This window comes from Pseudomonas sp. BAV 4579, assembly GCF_009765395.1.
Lineage (GTDB): Bacteria > Pseudomonadota > Gammaproteobacteria > Pseudomonadales > Pseudomonadaceae > Chryseomonas > Chryseomonas aestiva.
This window is the reverse complement of the sequence record NZ_WHOV01000065.1, coordinates 1-17,280: the sequence shown is the minus strand read 5'-3', so window position 1 is coordinate 17,280 and position 17,280 is coordinate 1. Positions and strand designations below refer to the sequence as shown.

19 protein-coding genes are annotated in these 17,280 nt (G+C 65.1%); 3 read left to right on the top strand and 16 right to left on the bottom strand.

The features are described 5' to 3' along the window. Positions 1 to 20: 20 nt before the first annotated feature. The 8 genes from GSQ95_RS14325 to GSQ95_RS14290 form a co-directional block, all read right to left on the bottom strand. Positions 21 to 368, bottom strand: a complete 348-nt coding sequence (locus GSQ95_RS14325) for a cupin domain-containing protein (protein WP_158892760.1) — start codon at positions 366 to 368, stop codon at positions 21 to 23. Positions 369 to 470: 102 nt separating this feature from the next. Beyond that, positions 471 to 1,499, bottom strand: a complete 1,029-nt coding sequence (locus GSQ95_RS14320; RefSeq protein WP_158892762.1) for an ABC transporter substrate-binding protein — start codon at positions 1,497 to 1,499, stop codon at positions 471 to 473. After that, the gene (locus GSQ95_RS14315) at positions 1,490 to 2,626 is read right to left on the bottom strand and encodes an FAD-binding oxidoreductase (protein ID WP_158892764.1); all 1,137 of its coding nucleotides are present in this window, start codon (positions 2,624 to 2,626) and stop codon (positions 1,490 to 1,492) included. Before GSQ95_RS14315 ends, GSQ95_RS14320 begins: the two co-directional genes overlap by 10 nt. Then, complete coding sequence (locus GSQ95_RS14310; protein ID WP_158894048.1) at positions 2,623 to 3,984, bottom strand: NAD(P)/FAD-dependent oxidoreductase; 1,362 nt, start codon at positions 3,982 to 3,984, stop codon at positions 2,623 to 2,625. Before GSQ95_RS14310 ends, GSQ95_RS14315 begins: the two co-directional genes overlap by 4 nt. After that, positions 3,981 to 4,271, bottom strand: coding sequence for a (2Fe-2S)-binding protein (locus GSQ95_RS14305; RefSeq protein WP_007160508.1), 291 nt, complete (start codon positions 4,269 to 4,271; stop codon positions 3,981 to 3,983). The genes GSQ95_RS14310 and GSQ95_RS14305 overlap by 4 nt, the downstream gene beginning before the upstream one ends. A gap of 17 nt (positions 4,272 to 4,288) precedes the next feature. Next, the gene (locus tag GSQ95_RS14300) at positions 4,289 to 5,083 is read right to left on the bottom strand and encodes an ABC transporter permease (RefSeq protein ID WP_133863274.1); all 795 of its coding nucleotides are present in this window, start codon (positions 5,081 to 5,083) and stop codon (positions 4,289 to 4,291) included. A 4-nt stretch (positions 5,084 to 5,087) separates the two neighbouring features. Then, the gene (locus GSQ95_RS14295; protein WP_158894046.1) at positions 5,088 to 5,954 is read right to left on the bottom strand and encodes an ABC transporter permease; all 867 of its coding nucleotides are present in this window, start codon (positions 5,952 to 5,954) and stop codon (positions 5,088 to 5,090) included. Further along, complete coding sequence (locus GSQ95_RS14290) at positions 5,951 to 6,970, bottom strand: ABC transporter ATP-binding protein (RefSeq protein ID WP_158894044.1); 1,020 nt, start codon at positions 6,968 to 6,970, stop codon at positions 5,951 to 5,953. Before GSQ95_RS14290 ends, GSQ95_RS14295 begins: the two co-directional genes overlap by 4 nt. Before the next feature lie 239 nt (positions 6,971 to 7,209). Between GSQ95_RS14290 and GSQ95_RS14285 the strand changes: the two genes are divergently transcribed. Continuing rightward, a complete protein-coding gene (locus GSQ95_RS14285) occupies positions 7,210 to 8,040 on the top strand; it encodes an IclR family transcriptional regulator (RefSeq protein ID WP_158894042.1) in 831 nt (276 codons plus the stop codon). Here GSQ95_RS14285 and GSQ95_RS14280 read toward each other — a convergent pair. After that, positions 8,037 to 8,504 carry an RNA methyltransferase gene (locus GSQ95_RS14280; RefSeq protein ID WP_059226744.1) on the bottom strand — a complete coding sequence of 156 codons (468 nt, stop codon included), beginning with the start codon at positions 8,502 to 8,504 and terminating at the stop codon, positions 8,037 to 8,039. The two genes, GSQ95_RS14285 and GSQ95_RS14280, sit on opposite strands and share 4 nt — an antisense overlap. A gap of 97 nt (positions 8,505 to 8,601) precedes the next feature. Between GSQ95_RS14280 and GSQ95_RS14275 the strand changes: the two genes are divergently transcribed. Then, the gene (locus GSQ95_RS14275; RefSeq protein ID WP_158894040.1) at positions 8,602 to 9,345 is read left to right on the top strand and encodes a class I SAM-dependent methyltransferase; all 744 of its coding nucleotides are present in this window, start codon (positions 8,602 to 8,604) and stop codon (positions 9,343 to 9,345) included. Positions 9,346 to 9,351: 6 nt separating this feature from the next. Here GSQ95_RS14275 and GSQ95_RS14270 read toward each other — a convergent pair whose 3' ends face one another. Beyond that, positions 9,352 to 10,110 carry an SDR family NAD(P)-dependent oxidoreductase gene (locus GSQ95_RS14270; protein ID WP_158894038.1) on the bottom strand — a complete coding sequence of 253 codons (759 nt, stop codon included), beginning with the start codon at positions 10,108 to 10,110 and terminating at the stop codon, positions 9,352 to 9,354. A gap of 129 nt (positions 10,111 to 10,239) precedes the next feature. On the opposite strand from GSQ95_RS14270, the gene GSQ95_RS14265 reads away from it, so the two are divergent. After that, entirely contained in the window at positions 10,240 to 11,115 is an 876-nt protein-coding gene (locus GSQ95_RS14265; protein WP_158894036.1) for a LysR family transcriptional regulator, read from the top strand. Positions 11,116 to 11,208: 93 nt separating this feature from the next. On the opposite strand, the gene GSQ95_RS14260 is transcribed toward GSQ95_RS14265, so the two are convergent. The 6 genes from GSQ95_RS14260 to GSQ95_RS14235 form a co-directional block, all read right to left on the bottom strand. Continuing rightward, positions 11,209 to 11,739 carry a transposase gene (locus GSQ95_RS14260; RefSeq protein WP_158894034.1) on the bottom strand — a complete coding sequence of 177 codons (531 nt, stop codon included), beginning with the start codon at positions 11,737 to 11,739 and terminating at the stop codon, positions 11,209 to 11,211. Positions 11,740 to 12,074: 335 nt separating this feature from the next. After that, a complete protein-coding gene (locus GSQ95_RS14255; RefSeq protein WP_158894032.1) occupies positions 12,075 to 12,530 on the bottom strand; it encodes a GNAT family N-acetyltransferase in 456 nt (151 codons plus the stop codon). Positions 12,531 to 12,578: 48 nt separating this feature from the next. Further along, complete coding sequence (locus GSQ95_RS14250; RefSeq protein ID WP_158894030.1) at positions 12,579 to 13,712, bottom strand: GGDEF domain-containing protein; 1,134 nt, start codon at positions 13,710 to 13,712, stop codon at positions 12,579 to 12,581. A gap of 191 nt (positions 13,713 to 13,903) precedes the next feature. Then, positions 13,904 to 14,950, bottom strand: a complete 1,047-nt coding sequence (locus GSQ95_RS14245; protein ID WP_158894028.1) for a hypothetical protein — start codon at positions 14,948 to 14,950, stop codon at positions 13,904 to 13,906. A 171-nt stretch (positions 14,951 to 15,121) separates the two neighbouring features. Then, a complete protein-coding gene (locus GSQ95_RS14240) occupies positions 15,122 to 15,895 on the bottom strand; it encodes a BRO family protein (RefSeq protein ID WP_158894026.1) in 774 nt (257 codons plus the stop codon). Between the two features lie 96 nt (positions 15,896 to 15,991). After that, positions 15,992 to 17,242: a ribonucleotide-diphosphate reductase subunit beta gene (locus GSQ95_RS14235; RefSeq protein ID WP_059315645.1), complete on the bottom strand. Its 1,251-nt coding sequence runs from the start codon at positions 17,240 to 17,242 to the stop codon at positions 15,992 to 15,994. Positions 17,243 to 17,280: the final 38 nt, after the last annotated feature.

The window sequence follows — 17,280 nt, the reverse complement described above, 5'->3', positions numbered from 1 at the left end:
GGTGCCGGGGCCTGGCGGGATCAGGCGAAGACGAAATACTTGCGCACCGTCTCGACCACTTCCCAGGTGCCCTTCATGCCGGGTTCGACGACGAAGATGTCGCCGGCCTTGAGGTGAATGGGTTGCTGGCCATCGGGGGTGATGATGCAGTAGCCCTCCTGGAAGTGGCAGCACTCCCACTTCACGTAGTCGACGCGCCACTTGCCGGGGGTGCAGATCCAGGTGCCCATGATCTTGCTGCCGTCATCGGAGGTGTAGGCATTGAGGTTGACGGTATGGGGCTCACCCTCGATGCGCTCCCATTTGCAGGCATCGACCACGGGCAGGGGTTGGGTGTCGCGCAGAACGGTGATGGGCGGGTTGGCCATGGCGGCTCTCCTGGTGATGGAAGCCGCCAAGGGTGAGGGGTCGCCCCGGACCGGAGTTGTCCAGGGTCGACATCCAGCGGTGCGTTTGCGCTGTTCGAGCGACTAGCGCTCCACCTGCCGGTTCCAGCGGGCGTTCCACTGCGGCCGTACCTTGTTGACCTCGTCCCAGTCGATGGTCACGGCGGTCTTCAGGTAGTTCTGCATGGCGTCCACCTGGCCGCGGGTCTTGTCGGTGGTGGGGGTGTTGGGATTGGACGGGATCTGGTCGCCCAGTTCCAGCGCCGGGGCCTGGGCTTCGGGGGTCAGCAGGTATTCCGCCAGCTGCTGGGCCAGCTCCGGCTGGTCGTTGTTGGCGGTCACGCATTCGGCGACGTTGAGCACCACGGCGCCTTCCTTGGGCGGCGCGTATTCCACCGGGATGCCCTTGAGCTTGAGCGCGGTGACCTGGGTGGGCGTGAGCGGGAACAGCGCCGCCTCGTCGGTCTGCACCATCTCCGAGAGCTTGGCCGAGCTGGGGATGTACTCCAGCACATTGAGGCCGACGGTGGTGGGCCAGGCCTTGAAGCCGGGGTCGACATCCTGCTCGGTGCCGCCCTTGAGGCGGTTGAACATCAGGAAGCCGTGCAGCCCGAAGGTGGACGAGGACAGCGACTGGAACACCACCTTGCCCTTGTACTTGGGATCGGCGAGGTCTGCCCAGGAGGACGGCGCCGCCCAGCCCTTGTCCTTGAACAGCCGGCTGTTGTAGGCCAGACCCGTCACGCCCAGGCTGACGGCGGCGGCCTGGTCCTTGATCTTGGCCTTGTCGGGGATCTGCGCCAGGCTCGCGCTGGGCTTGAGCGGGCTGCACAGATTCATGCCGATGGCGCGGTACATGATGCCGTCGTCGAGAAACATCACGTGGATCGGTGGTTTCTGCGGACTGGCCTGGACCTTGGCGAGGATGTCCGCCGAGGTGCCGGGCACGATCACCACCTTGACGTTGTGCGCCTTCTCGAAGGCGGGCAGCACGCTGTCGGCATAGAGGCGCTCCATGGTGCCGCCGTTCATGCCGAGGTAGAGCGTCGGTTCGGCCACGGCGGCCAGGGGCAGGCCGGCGAGGGCCACGAGCAGGGCAGGGGTCAGGCGCATGATTGGGAACTCCTGGGCTGGGAAGGGAAACGGGCGATGGAAAAGGCCTGCAGGCTGTGCCGGGGCGCGCCCTGTAGGATGCACTCGGCCAGGGCTTCGCCAGCCGCCGGCCCGATCTGGAAGCCCGCGCCGGCAAAGCCGAAGCCGTGCAGCAGGCCGGGGGTGGTAAGACTGGGGCCGAGCACCGGCTGGTGATCCGGCAGATAGCCCTCGACGCCACTCCAGGTGCGGATCGCCTGGGCACCGGTGAGCGCCGGATAGAGTTCGGCGGCGTTTCTGAGGATGTCGAGGATGGCCAGCTGGCCCGGGCGGGCGCGATCGGCGTCGAGGGCGAAACCGCGTCCACCGCCCAGCACGCAATTGCCGCGTGCCACCTGGCGGGCATAGATGCCGCCGCCTTCCACGCCGGTGCTGGCGGTCATGAACGGCGGCAGCGGTTCGGTCACCAGCATGGCCGGATGGGCCGCGGTGAGGGGGACCGGCTCGCCGAAGCGGGTGGCCAGCTCCGCGGCCCAGGCGCCGGCGCAATTCAGCAGCCAGGGCGCGCTCAGGGTCAGGCCGCTGTCGGTGCGGAGCTGGAAGCGCTGGCCGTCGTGCTCGACGACGGTCACGGCGGTACGCTCGAGGATCTGCGCGCCGGCACGCGCGGCTGCCCGGGCGAAGGCCGGGGAGACCAGGCGTGGATTGGCGTGGCCGTCCTCCGGGCAGAAGGAGGCGCCCACGGCGATGTCGCCGACCCAGGGAAAGCGCCGGCGCAATTCGCTCCGGTCGAGCAGTTGCAGGTCGAGGTCGAAGCCCTGGCTGGCCTGGGCATAGGCCTGCAGGGAGGTGAAGTCGGTATCGCTGCGGGCCAGCTTGAGGTGGCCGGATCTGAGGTATTCGCCATCGGTACCCAGCAGGTCTCGCAGACCGCCCCAGAGCTGATGGGCGCGACTGGACAGCGGCAATTGCACCAGCGGGCGGCCCTGGCGGCGTACCCCGCCATAGTTGACGCCACTGGCCTGGGCGCCGCAGAAGTTGCGTTCCAGCAGGGCAACGCGCTGGCCGCCCTGGGCCAGGAACAGCGCCGCGCTGCTGCCGACGATGCCGCCGCCGATGATCAGGACATCCACGTCCAGCCGGCTCATGGCGCCAGCTCCACGCCGAAGGGCAGCGGCTTGATCGGCGCCTGGGCGCGCAACCGGCCGATCTGGTCCAGCGGGCGGCCACAGGCGCAGGCGATCAACTCGGCCGCCGCCGCGCCGCAGATGCGGCCCTGACAGCGGCCCATGCCGACCCGGCAGGTGGCCTTGACTCTGTTGATCTCCCAATGGCCCTGGGCCACGGCGGCGCGGATCTCGCCGGCGCTGACCTGTTCGCAGCGACAGACCATGAGTGCGTCCGGCGCCTTGGCCGCCCAGTCCGCAGGGAAGGGGAAGGCCCGCTCCAGGCCCTGGCGAAAGACCTCGAAGCGCGCCAGGCGTGCCTGCAGGGCCTGGATACGCGCCCTGTCCACCGGCACGCCACGATCCTCCAGCAGACTCAGGGCCGCCAGTTCGCCCGCCAGTTCGGCGGCATCGGCGCCCTGGATGCCAGCGCCGTCGCCGGCCAGGTAGACCCCGGTCTGACTGCTGCGTCCACCACTGTCCCGTACCGGCAACCAGGCCCGATTGATAACACTCCAGGCGAAGTCGCACCCCAGCAGGTCGGCCAGCTGGGTCTCGCTGCGCAGCGTCTGGCCGAAGCCCAGCGCATCGCACTCCAGCCGGTGCGCTTCGCCGTCGGCGGCGCGCCAGCGCACGGCCTCCACCCGGCGCTCGCCCTCGACCGCCAGGAGCTCGGCGCCCTGGTGCACGGGCACGCCGTGCAGCGCCAGCCAGCTGCGGTAGTAGAGCCCCTTGGCGAAGGTAGTCGGTTGACCGAGCAGGGCCGGGGTGGCCGTGGCCTGGTCGCGAAAGGGCGCGCTGTCCAGCACCGCCAGTGGCTTGGCCCCGGCCTTGGCGTATTGATAGGCGACGAGATAGAGCAGCGGACCGGTACCGGCTAGCACCGGGCGGCTGCCGATGGCGCAGCCCTGGAACTTGAGCGCCACCTGGGCGGCGCCCAGGCTGTAGACGCCGGGCAGGGTCCAACCCGGCACCGGCAGGATGCGGTCGGTGGCGCCGGTGGCGACGATGACCTGGTCGAAGGCCAGGCGATCGACATAGCGGCCCTGGCTGAGGGTATCCAGGGCGCGCGCTTCGGCATTCCACACTAGGGTGTCGGGTCGATAGTCCAGCGTCGTCTGCATCTCGGTCAAAGCGCTGTGCAGCGCCTGGGCCTTGCCCGCTTCGAAGCCGTAAAGCGCCTTGCTCGGACGCTGGAAATTACCCGGTTGCTGGCGATAGATCTGGCCGCCGCCGCGGGCGCTTTCGTCGAGCAGCACCGGCTCCAGGCCATGGGCGACCAGGGTCTGGGCCGCGCGAATGCCCGCCGGTCCGGCACCCACCACCACGACGGCGCTCACAGCGGCCGCCCTGGATCGCGGCTGACCTGCTGGCCCGCTTCGAGAAAGGTGGCGCAGGCACGCACCCGGCGGCCGTCGGCCAGGCGCACCCAGCAATCCTGGCAGGCGCCCATCAGGCAGAAGCCGGCGCGGGGTTCGCCGCCGAAATCGCTGCCGCGCAGGTGATCGCTCTGGGTGAGGATGGCGGTGAGCAGGGTATCGCCCTGCAGGCCCTCGGCCGGCTGGCCGTCGAGGGTGAAGGCCAGGGTCGGGCGGTCGCGTTCGGCCACCCGCTTGAGCAGTGCCATGGAGGGGTCTCGGCTGTTCATTGTTTGCCCACCAGCACGCGATCCAGGCCATAGATGCGGTCGAGCAGGATCATGGTGGCCGCGGTCAGGGCGATCACCAGGGCCGACACCGCCGCCATCATCGGATCGATGGATTCGGTGGCGTAGACGTACATCCGCACCGGCAGGGTCTGGGTCGCCGGAGAGGTGACGAAGATCGACAGGGTGACCTCGTCGAAGCTGTTGATGAAGGCCAGCAGCCAGCCGCCGGCCACCCCGGGCAGGATCATCGGCAGGGTGATGCGGCAGAACAGCGTGGTGCGACTGGCGCCCAGGCTCTCGGCGGCCTGCTCGGCGCTGCGGTCGATGCCGATGGCGGCGGCGATCACCAGGCGCAGCACATAGGGGGTGATCACCACCACATGGGCCAGCACCAGCCAGCTGAAGCTGCCATTCACCCCCAGCAGGGCGAACAGGCGCAGCATGGCCACGCCCAGCACCAGGTGCGGGATGATGATCGGCGAGAGGAACAGGCCATTGAGAAAGCCCTGGCCGGGAAAGCGGTAGCGGGTGATGGCCAGCCCCGCCGGCACCGCGATCAGTGTCGCCAGGGTCGCCGAGAGGGCGGCCAGTTGCAGGCTGTTGTAGAAGGCGGTGAGGAAGTCCGCCCGCTCGAAGACGGCGGCGAACCAGCGCAGCGAGAAGCCGGAAGTGGGCAGGCTGAGGGTGTTCTCCGGGGTGAAGGCCACCAGGCAGACCACCACCAGCGGCGCCAGCATGAAGACCATCACCAGGGTATGGAAGGCGAGCCCGAGCGGGCCGTTGCGGGTCATGAGGTCAGACTCCCAGGGCACGTTTGTAGCGGCGTTCCACCAGGCGATTCCAGCCCAGCATCACCAGCAGGTTGAGCAGCAGCAGGGCCACCGCCAGGGTGGCGCCCATCGGCCAGTTGAGTTCCGCCAGGTACTGGTCGTAGATCAGGGTGGCGACCATCTTCAGCCGGCGTCCGCCCAGCAGACCGGGAATGGCGAAGGAGCTGGCGGCCAGGCCGAAGACGATCAGCGTTCCCGACAGCACCCCGGGCATCACCTGGGGCAGCACGATGCGCCGTAGCACCGTCAGGTGACTGGCGCCCAGGGACAGCGCGGCCTGCTCGACGGCGGGATCGAGCTTCTGCAGCGAGGTCCAGACCGGGATGATCATGAAGGGCAGCATCACGTGGACCAGGCCGACGATCACCGCGAAGGGGGTGTAGAGCAGCTTCAGCGGCCGCCCGCCCAGGGCCACGATGGCCTGGTTGACCAGGCCGTCGGCGCCCAGCAGCAGACTCCAGCCAAAGGCGCGCACCACCACCGAGATCAACAGCGGCGTCAGTACCAGGATCAGGAAGATCGAGCGCCAGGGCGCGCCCATGCGACTGAGGACGATGGCCTCCGGCACCCCGATCAGCACGCAGAGCAGGGTGACCAGGGCGCTGATCCAGAAGGTGCGCAGGAAGATCTCGTAGAAATAGGGATCGCCCAGCAGGCTCAGGTAGTGGGCCAGGGTGTAGCTACCTTCCTTGATCCCGGTCTCATAGTCGAAGACGTTGAAGGACAGTGCCAGGGTCAGCGCCAGGGGCGCCAGCAGCAGTCCGGCGAACAGCACCAGGGCCGGGGCGCTGAGCAGATAGGCGCGACCGGTGCCGCGCAGCAGGGTGCTCATGCGGCGGCCTCCGCGGCTTCCAGGCGGCGCAGCAGACCGTCGTCCCAGTGCAGCCCAACGCGCTGCCCTTCGTCCAGCGGCGGCAGACCATCGTTGCTGCGCAGCACCGACACCTCGCCCAGCGCCGTCTCCAGCCGATACAGCCACTGGCTGCCGAGGAAAAAGCGGGTCAGCACCTGTCCTTGCAGACGCCCCTCACCGGCGGGGCGCAACTCGATCTTTTCCGGCCGCAGCGAGATCGCCAGGGCGCCGCCCGCGGTGATCTGTGGCCGACCCTGGGCATCCAAGCTGCCGGGCAGCAGGTTGGCCTTGCCGACAAAATCGGAGATGAATCTGTTGCGCGGGTGTTCGTAGAGGCGATAGGGCGCATCCACCTGGGTGATGCGTCCGGCCTCCATCACCACCACCCGGTCGCTGATGGACAGCGCCTCGGACTGGTCGTGGGTGACCATCAGGGTGGTGATGCCCACCTCGCGCTGGATGCGGCGGATCTCGAACTGCATCTCTTCGCGCAGATGGGCGTCCAGGTTGGACAGCGGCTCGTCCAGCAGCAGCACCGGGGGGGCTATCACCAACGCTCTGGCCAGGGCGACCCGCTGGCGCTGGCCACCGGAAAGTTCGCGCGGATAGCGCTCGGCGTGCTGGCCCAGGTGCACCAGGCCCAGGGCTTCCTCGACGCGGCGCGCCAGTTCGGCGCCCGCCACCTTGCGCATGCGCAGGCCGAAGGCGACGTTGTCGCGCACCGTCATGTGGGGAAACAGCGCATAGCTCTGGAAGACCACCCCGAGGCCGCGACTGGCCGGCTTGGCGTGGGTGATGTCCTGGCCGTCGAGCAGGATGCGCCCGCTGCTGACGTCGACGAAGCCGGCGATCATCTGCAGGGTGGTGGTCTTGCCGCAGCCGGAGGGGCCGAGCAGGGAGACGAATTCGCCGCGCTCGATGGCCAGGGTCGAACCGGCCACCGCATAGCTGTCGCCGTAGCGCTTGCTGAGATTGTCGAGAGTCAGGAAAGCCATGGCCGCAATGCTCCTCCGGTCGCGCCCACGGGGACGGTGGGCAAGGTTTTGGCAGGGCGAAAGACAGCCTGGATCTGGGACGTTGGCGCTCGCTCGACTGGCGGCGTCCGGTGATTGTGAGTATCGCCCTATGGACCTGAAGGTAAGGGCGACCTAGGATGCGGGACAAGCAGGTTTTTCACTGAATGAACTCTTTTTTCAGATTTATTCACTCAGTGGAATATTTTGGAGTGCGGTAGATGGAAGATTCCAGTGAAAGAAAGGCAGCGGCAGGTGAGGTAGGCGTTGGCGCCATCAGCCGGGTGTTCGCCGTGGTGCGGGCCCTGGGCGAGGGCGATCCCGAAGGGGAAAAGGTCACCCGCCTGGCCGAGCGTGTGGGCCTGTCGCAACCCACCACCCACCGACTGCTGCGCGGCCTGGTGGAAGAGGGCATGGTCGAGCAGTGCGCCCGCAGCAAGAGATACCGCCTGAGCCTGGACTTCTTCGCCCTGGCGGCCCGCGCCGGCCAGGTCGGCAACCTGCGCGACCTGGCGCGGCCGAGTCTGCTGCGGCTGTCGGCCTCTCTGGGCGATTCGCTGTTCCTGCTAGCGCGCAGCGGCTTCGACGCCATGTGCCTGGATCGCAGCGAGGGGCCCTATCCGATCCGCACCTTCACCGGCGACATCGGCGGCCGCGTGCCGCTGGGCGGCGGCCAGGGCGCCCTGGCGATCCTGGCCTTCCTGCCCGAGGAAGAGCGCGACGAGGTGATCCGCTACAACCTGCCGCGGCTGCGCGATGCCCATCATTACGACGAGGTGCTGCTGCGCGCCGAGATCGACAACGTCCGCCAGCAGGGCTATGCCGCGCGCAACACCGGGGTGCTGGCCGGCATGGCGGGCCTCGCCGTGCCCATCCTCGACCGCAATGGCCGGGCGGTGGCGGCGCTGAGCGTGGGCACCCTGAGCGAACGCCTCAACCCCCAGCGCCTGCCCACGGTGATCGAACTGCTCCGCCGCGAAGCCGGGGTGATCGCCGCGCGCATCAACCCCTTCGATCCGGTCTTGCGCCGACCGACCCAGGGGTTTGGTTAAAACAGCGGACCGGAGCGGGTGTTATTGCCCTTCGCCAGGCGGTCATAGAGCACCACATTGACCGTGGCCGCCAGATTCATGCAGCCCTGGGTGGGGATGTACACCACGTCCTCGCACCAGTCGCGCAGCTCCTGGCTCAGCGAGCCATCCTCCGAGCCGAACAGATAGAGGGCGCGATCGGGATGGGTGTACTCGGGCAGCGGCCGGGCGCCGTCGACCAGCTCCACCGCCACCGGCACGCACCCCAGCGGCAGGATGCGGCGCAGGTCGTCGATGTTGATCAGCGGGATGTCCTGATGGACCTTCTTGGTGTCGGTGACGAAGTCCTTGGCGCGGTCATAGCGGGTGCCGGTATAGAACACCGAGGCCACCCCGTAGCAACCCGCCGCCCTCATGATGGACCCGACGTTGGACGGCGACTTGGGGTTGCTCAGGCCGATGCAGGCGTATCTCTTGTTGCTCACGTCAGGGGACTCTTGGGAAAACAGCCAGTATAAGGCGTCGAAGGTTGCAGAAACCGACTAAGATGCGCGCCCGCGTCTCCAGCCCCGAGCCCCTGCGATGTCCGCCACCGCCCTCTATACCGACCTGTCGGCCTACTACGACCTGCTCTGCGCCGACATCGACTACCAGGCCCAGAGCCAGGCGGTGCTGCGCCTGCAGCGGCTGTTCGGCAATGGCGGCACTCGTCATCTCGACCTCGCCTGCGGCACCGGTCCCCATGTGCGGCATTTTCTCGATGCCGGCTTCCAGAGCAGCGGGCTGGACCTCAATCCGCCGATGCTTGCCCAGGCCGCGCTGCGCTGCCCCGAGGCCCAGTTCTCCTGCCAGGACATGTGCGCCTTCGAGCTGGACCAGCCGGTCGACCTGATCACCTGCTTTCTCTACTCCCTGCACTACAGCGGTAGCCTTGCACGCCTCCAGGCGTGCCTGACGCAGGTCCGGGCGGCCCTGACTCCCGGCGGCCTGTTCTGCTTCAACGCCGTCGACAAGCGCCGTATCGACAATGCCTCCAGCGTCGGCCACAGCGTCGAACGGGCCGATGGCCACTTCAGCTTCGTCTCCGCCTGGCACTACCCGGGCGCGGGCGAACACCAGCAACTCCGCCTGCGCATCGAACGCCGCCACTCCGGCCAGCAGCAGACCTGGCAGGACGAACATCCCATGGTGGCGGTGGATTTCCCCGAACTGCTGGCCCTGCTGGAGCCGCAGTTCGAGGTGCAGATGCTGGAGCACGATTACCAGCGCATCGAACCCTGGGCCGGCGAGGCGGGTAATGCGCTGTTCGTCTGTGTCAGGCGCTAGAGAGGGTTAGTGGGCATGGGCATGCATCCCGCCGTCCACCGCGATCACATCACCGGTGAGGTAGCGCGCCAGCGGTGAGGCGAGAAAGGCCACCACCTGGCCCACGTCTTCCGGCTCGCCGAAATAGCCGATGGGAATGTGCCGGGCGATAAAGGCTTGCCGCGCCTCGGGCGTCGGATGCAGCCGCTGCAGGATCTGCTCGGAATTGATCCGCCCCGGGGCGATGGTGTTGACGGTGATGCCCTCGGCCGCCAGCTGACTCGCCAGCCCCTTGGACCAGAACTGGATCGCCGCCTTGGCCGCCCCGGCGCCGTTCACGTCCCGTGGCTCCATGCTGCCGCTGAAATTGACGATGCGTCCCCAACGCCTTTCGCGCATCCCGCCCAGCAGCGCCTGGGTCAGGCGGCGCGTGGCGGTGAAGTTGAGATTCCAGGCTTCGTCCCAGGCGGCGTCGTCCGCATCCACCGGTATGGGGCGCGATCCGCCAGCGGTGTTGATCAGGATATCCACCCGGCCCAGTCCTTCCTCGGCTTCCCGCGCCAGACGCTGGACGTCTTCGGCGTCGGTGATATCCGCCACGATCACCAGCGGCCGGGCATGACCCGCCGCCACGATCTCCTCGGCCAGGTCCTCCAGGGCGTCCCGCCGCCGCGCGGTGATCGCCAGCCGAACGCCTTCGGCCGCCAGGATGCGGGCGATGCCAGTGCCTATGCCCATGCGGGCGCCGGTCACCAGGGCAGTACGGTCGTGCAGTTGCAGATCCATGATCGATTCTCCACTTCAGGGTCGTAGGGTGGGAAAACGCCGCCACCTCATCCACGCCACTAGCCTCACCCACCACCCAAATGAGATAAACGCCGTCCCAGTGCGAGGATTCCTTAGCAGGAGTGTGGAATGGATCTGCTCGACAGCATGCAGGTGTTCGTCGCCGTGGTGGAACGCGGCAGCCTGGCCGCGGCGGCCCAGGCCCAGGGCATCTCGCCGACCATGGCCGGCAATCACCTGCGCAGCCTGGAAAAGCGCCTGGGCCTGCAACTGCTGGTGCGCACCACTCGGCGCCAGCGCCTGACCGCCTTTGGCGAGGGCTACTACGCCCGCTGCCGCGAGATCCTCGCCCTGGTCGCCGACACCGACCGCCAGGCCGAAACCCAGCGCCTGGCGCCCGCCGGCATCCTGCGCGTCTCGGCGCCGGTGTCTTTCGGCACCTACGGCATCACGCCTCGGCTGGGCGACTATCTGGCGCGGCAGCCCCAGGTCACCCTCGATCTGGTGCTGAGCGACCGGGTCCAGGATCTGGTGGAGGAGGGCATCGACATCGCCATCCGCATCGGCGAACTGGCCGACTCCTCCCTGGTGGCGCGACCCCTGGCGCCCTATGTGATGTGGTGCTGCGCCGCGCCCGGCTATCTCGCCCAGCGCGGCACGCCCGAGCGACTGGCCGATCTGGAGGCCCATGACTGCCTAGGCATGGACCCTCGCGCCCTGCACCAATGGCGCACCCAGACCGGCACCAATTTCGGCCCGCTGCCACCCGGCCGCCTGCACCTCAACAACGGCCCCGCCCTGCGCCTGGCTGCCTTGCAGGGCCTCGGCATCATCCTGCAGCCGGCCTTCCTGCTGCAGGACGACGTCGCCGCCGGCCGCCTGGTCCGTCTCTTCCAGGGCCAGGAACTCACTCGCCCCCTGACCGCGCTCTATCCCCAGACAAGATGGCGCTCGGTGACGGTGAGAAGCTTCGTAGAATTCCTGTTAATGGCGTTCACCCCGTAGCGTGGAAAACGGCGCCAGCCTTTTCCACTGGCGCCACCAACGTACGATCCAAAACTCCCGCGTGGACAAGCTGCGCGTCGTCGCCCTACGGCGCTATTCCCCCCACCCTCCTGTCTCTACCGCGAAGTCTCCACCCCAATCCTGCGGATAGCGCCCCTCCCGCACCGCTCGATGGAAACTCGAGTAAGGCCAGTCCTTCACTGCGCCAACGTGGCCATGCTTGACCGGATTGAAGTGGATGTATTCCACATGACGCTGGTAATCCTGCTCGTCTCTTATCAGATGCTCCCAATATCGACGCTGCCATATCCCACGTTCACCCCGCGCCCTTTGCGTCGCCGTACGCCATTCACCTACCGGCAGCCGCTTGGAGAAACCGAACTTGATCACCTTCCAGCGCAAGGCGAAGTTCGCATCGCCCTCCGGTAGGGTCCAGATGCAATGCAGATGATCGGGGAGGGTGACCCAGGCATTGATATGAAAGGGATGGCGCAACTGCGTTGCCCGCACGGTCTCACGGAGCAGATCAATATGGCGCGTCAGCAGATCGCTACGCCGATCCGCCAGGACAACGGTGAAAAAATAGGAAGCCCCCGGAACACGGGCACGACGAAATCGAGACATGGCAGCTCTTCCTTGAGCAGAGACAGAAACGATAGCTCAACCCGTAGCGTGGAAAACGGCGCAGCCTTTTCCACCGACGCCATCAGCGCACGACCTCAAAACCCTCGTGTGGACAAGCTTTGCGTTCTCCGCCCTACAGGTCCCGTAGCGTGGAAAACGGCGCAGCCTTTTCCACTGACGCCATCAGCGCACGACCTCAAAACCCTCGTGTGGACAAGCTTCGCGTTGTCCACGCTACAGGTCCCGTAGCGTGGAAAACGGCGCAGCCTTTTCCACCGACGCCACCAACGCACGACCTCAAAACCCTCGCGTGGACAAGCTTCGCGTTGTCCACCCTACGCCTCCAGCCGCTTCTCCATAAACACACTCAACGGATCGTCCCGATACGCTCCAAAAGGACCACGCCGCTGGTAACCCGCTGACTCATAGAGCCGTAAGGCCTCCGGCTGATAGGGCCCCGTTTCCAGTCGCGCCAACTCACACCCGCGGCCTGCCGCTTCGCGCTCCAGCTTCGCCAGCAGGCGACCACCCAGCCCCTGCCCGCGACCCCTGAGGCTCACATACATCCGCTTGATCTCGCCATAGTCGTCCTGCAGCACCATGGCCCCACAGCCCAGGGCACTGCCGCTGTCATCCCGGGCGACCAGGAACAGCACGTTCGGCTGCATCAATGATATGAGATCCAGGGCATGACGACTCTCGGGCGGATAGAGGCCGTCCTGGTAGGCATCCAATTCGGCGATCAGGGCGATCACCTCGGGTTGGTCGGGGGATTCGAGGGCGATGGGCATGGTGGCTCCGGTCAGGCAATCGCCCAAGCCTAAGCCATTAGCGCGCCTTCATCCCAGGCTCATCCGCAAGCCATCCCGCCCGCCGCGCTTGGCGGCGTAGAGGGCACCGTCCCCGCGCTCCAGCAAGGCCGCCAGACTTTCCGGCGGCTGATCGAACAGCACGGCGCCGATGCTCAGGGTGACGGGTTCGGGCGTCCGCAGGCGCTGCGCCGCCAGTTGGTTGAAGCGCAGGCGCAGGGTGTCTGCCAAACGCACGACATCCGCATCGGCCACCTCACCCAGCAGCACCACGAATTCATCGCCCCCCAGCCGGGCGGTCAGCGCCTGGCGGGGCAGGGAGCTGCGCAGCAGGTCGCTCAGGGCGATCAGCAGGCCGTCGCCCGCCGCGTGGCCATGGAGGTCGTTCACCAGCTTGAAGTTGTCGAGGTCGATCAGCAGCAGGGCGCCGGGTCGGGCCGGGGTCGCCTGGCTGAACAGTCGTGGCGCCTCGGCTTCCAGGGCGCGGCGATTATGCAGACCGGTCAGGGGATCGCTGCCGGCCAGGCGCTCGATATGCTGCTCGCGGCGATAACTCACCGTGCCGGTCATCGACAGGGCGATCAGCATCACCGCCATCACCCCCTCCACCAACGAGACCTGGATGATGACGCCGCGATAGACCGCTAGATCGATCAGGCTGCCGGGGGTGAGCGGTGGGATCATCTTGATCAGGTAGAAGAGTCCATGGATCAGCAGCACCGCGCGCAGCTGCCGCTCTCCGGCATTGCGCCGGCGCAGCAGCAGGCTCGCCCGTATCGCCAGGATGCCGATCAGGAACGACTGCACCACCAGCAGCACCTTGGACCACCAGGGCTCATTGGGCAGCAGCAACATCCCCAGCCAGATCGCCGCGAAGGCCCACCAGCCGAGACTCAGGCGCCGCCCGGTGAAGCGCGCCACGCCAAGCAGAAAGAGGCCATGCACGAAGATCAGCAGCCCATTGGCGAACCAGATGCCGACCAGCAGCAGCCCCTGGCTGCGCAACAGCGCCAGGGTGCTACCCACGCAAATGAGGGCGAAACCCGAGCTCCAGTACAGCAGCGCCGACTCGCGCACCGACCGCCACTCGATGGCCAGGTAGCCCGCCGCGGCAGCCGCCAGGGCGATGGTAAGGGTCAGCATGGTGGGTGCATCGAGTGCCATGGGCGAATCGGACCTGTCTGGATACGAGAAGGGCGCTCCCTGCCGGGGGCGAGCACCTGCCAAGGCGGAGCCGCACCGCAGTCTTATCGACACGGCAGGCGCAGGCTTGAGGCAAAGGATTGCGCGCCATGATGACGGGCCGATAAACCTAATTCAAACCAGACCTGAAGCTGGCCCAGGCGGACCGTCCGTTACTGGGGTTTCACCAGCGTCCGAATCGCCGTGGCCGGCAACCGCCCCGTACTGCCATCCGCCAGGCGCAGCACGAAGGCCTCCCCCAGCGACCAGACCACCAGTACCTCCTTGAGCACGCACTGGTCATCGGTGGGCAGCACCCTGGCCTGGTCTTTGGCGCAATAGGAGGTGTCGAGGACGATGGCCTTGGCCTGGTAATTACCCAGGCCGAGCGTCTTGACCATGGTCTCGGGCAGGGTGGTGAGCACACCGCTATAGCCGGCCAGGAAGAGGGCGAAGAACAGCGAAAACATCATCGCCGCCTTCCAGCCAGCGATGAACAGCATGGAGGTCATGGTCGTGACGAAGGCAATGATGAAGGGGGCGATGGCCAGAGCGCCCCACTTGAGCAGCGGCTGCCAATCGCTCACCAGCGGATAGGCCTGGGCCAGCATCCAGACGATGAACAGGCCGACGACCATCGTCGGCAGGTAAGCCTCCCAGACGAACTTCAGGAAGCTGAAGCGGCGCAAGTCGAACAGCCCCTGAATGGCCATGCCCGCCAGTAGCGTGATGGGGATGGGCGCAAGCAAGGCAACGCTGACGAACAGTTCAGGATCGACAAAGAGAATGGCCGCATTACTGAACCCCGCCAGCAGATAGGGCACGAAGAACACCAGCGCCATCAACAGCATGATCTTGCGAAAGCGCCCCTCGCCGCGATAGGGCAGGGCGTAGGTGATGTCCTCCTTGATCGCCGCCGTATTGATGAAGCGGTAATAGACCCAGGCACCTGGCAGAAAGAGCGCGGCAACGAAGGCGCCGATGGTCAGGAACCCCAGACAGGCAGCGGCCAGCAGCAGCGACGAGAATTGGAAGAGATCGAAGCTGGGATAGAAGTGATTACGCGCGAAATAGGCCAGGAACATCCCGAAGCCGAGGGCCGGCGGCAGCCCCTTGGCCAGCAGCGAAGCATGACGCCGCAGGAAGGTGCCGGAGAACTTGAGGATGAAGTCGAAGAAGGCATCCGTGTCGGTAGCCGGTTGGTCTGTCCAACGGGGCATTGGGTCGTCCTTGATTGGTAATGCCGCTAAAGTTTGTAGCGTAGAAAATAGAGGAGCCTATCTTCGAATTGAGGGTAGTGTTGGTCTAAATAGTAGAAAGTACTTAGGGTCGGCGCCGGAGATGGGTTAATTATGGTCGTACACCCTATTGGCGGCTAGGCTATTTTTGGCTCAAAAGTTTTTGCTGTCGTGTGGTGTGTTAAATATCATAGATCTGGCTTTAAGTAATACAGGCTCTGGAAAAGAAATTTCTTCTTTGCCCTCGATGATGATCTTGTGACTGTAGTAGCCATCTTCAGCACAAATTTTTATGCACCACCCCTGAAATAGTTGTGAATTGGCGTGATCGATTTTTTGGGACTGGCAATATTCAGATATAGTGAAATAGCTGAGGCTTGGCCCGCTCGTAGGCGTTGACGCGACAAGTCTTTGACTTAGCTCGTTGAGCTTCTTTTCTGTTATTAAAAAGCGCTCTTTCGTCTCTCGCTCTAATCTTTCTCTTTCTTCTATCTCGTCGAGAAGTAGCATTACCGCCTTTTTTACCTCAGAGCCTTGAGGCACAGCAGGAGGAGGGTAAGTTCCATAGCGCTGTATAGACGGAAGTACTTCGTGGAAAACCCAGCGTTGGAATTTTTTGCAAGCGGGACTATTGTCTCTAAGAATAATTCTGAATAGTCCCGGTTGCGTGACGAATTGAGCGTCCTTAGGGTTGCTCAGTTCAATCTCTGTAATAGAATGCTTTTCATCGCTATCAAGAGCGTCAAGTAGCGCCTTTGTTAGTCCGGCAAGTCCTATTTTCTTTCCATCCTGAGCTAATGTTGTATTTTGCTCGGCAAGTAAAGCTACTACGTCAGCCAAACAAAATAATACTTCGCCATCGCGATAGATGGTTCTTATCTCTTTGTTGCCTTCTGGGTAAGAAAGTATAAGTCCACTTGTGCTCATTTTTTTCTCCTAAAAAAAGCCCCGCATAGGCGGGGCTTTTTCATCCCAACATCCATGGCAGGTGTCAGGTCAATCTACTCTGTGATGCGCGTCACATCAATCCCAACTCAACGCCCCACCGGTCTGATACTCGATCACGCGGGTCTCGAAGAAGTTCTTCTCCTTCTTGAGGTCCATGATCTCGCTCATCCAGGGGAAGGGATTGGTAGCGCCCGGGTACTCTTCCTTGAGGCCGATCTGGGTCAGGCGGCGGTTGGCGATGAACTTGAGGTAGTCCTCCATCATCGCCGCGTTCATGCCCAGCACGCCGCGGGGCATGGTGTCGCGGGCGTATTCGATCTCCAGCTGGGTGCCCTGGAGGATCATCTGGGTGGCTTCGTCCTTCATCTGGGCATCCCAGAGACTCGGGTTCTCGATCTTGATCTGGTTGATCATGTCGATGCCGAAGTTCAGGTGCATGGACTCGTCACGCAGGATGTACTGGAACTGCTCGGCGGTGCCGGTCATCTTGTTGCGGCGACCCATGGAGAGGATCTGGGTGAAGCCGCAATAGAAGAAGATGCCTTCCAGTACGCAGTAGTAGGCGATCAGGTTCTTGAGGAACTGGCGATCGGTCTCCGGGGTGCCGGTCTTGAACTCGGGGTCGGAGATGGAGCGGGTGTACTTCAGGCCCCAGCTCGCCTTCTTCGCGACGCTCGGGATCTCGTGGTACATGTTGAAGATCTCGCCTTCATCCATGCCCAGTGATTCGATGCAGTACTGGTAGGCGTGGGTGTGGATCGCCTCTTCGAAGGCCTGGCGCAGGATGTACTGGCGGCATTCGGGGTTGGTGATCAGGCGGTAGACGGCCAGCACCAGGTTGTTGGCGACCAGGGAGTCGGCGGTGGAGAAGAAGCCGAGGTTGCGCTTGACGATGCGGCGCTCGTCCTCGGTGAGGCCGTCCGCGCTTTTCCAGGTCGCGATGTCGGCGTTCATGTTCACTTCCTGGGGCATCCAGTGGTTGGCGCAACCATCCAGGTACTTCTGCCAGGCCCAGTCGTACTTGAAGGGTACGAGCTGGTTGAGGTCGGCGCGGGCGTTGATCATCTGCTTGTCGCCGACGTGCACGCGCGCGGAGGAGCCTTCCAGGTCGTCCAGGCCTTCCTGGATGTCCAGCTCGTTCAGCGCGGCCTTGGCGCGGGCCACGGCGTCGGAGTCGTCAGCGGATGGGGCACGGGCGTCGTGGACCAGGGCGTCGCCCTCGGAGTCCAGGCGCTCGGTCTGAGCAGGCGCCTGCTGGCCGGCGGCCTGCGCGGGCTTGGCGGTGGTGGTGTCGTCGTCTTTGTCGAATTCTTCCCAGTTCAGCATGGCGAGTCTCCTGGGTGGCTGTGCGGCTGTCTCTTATA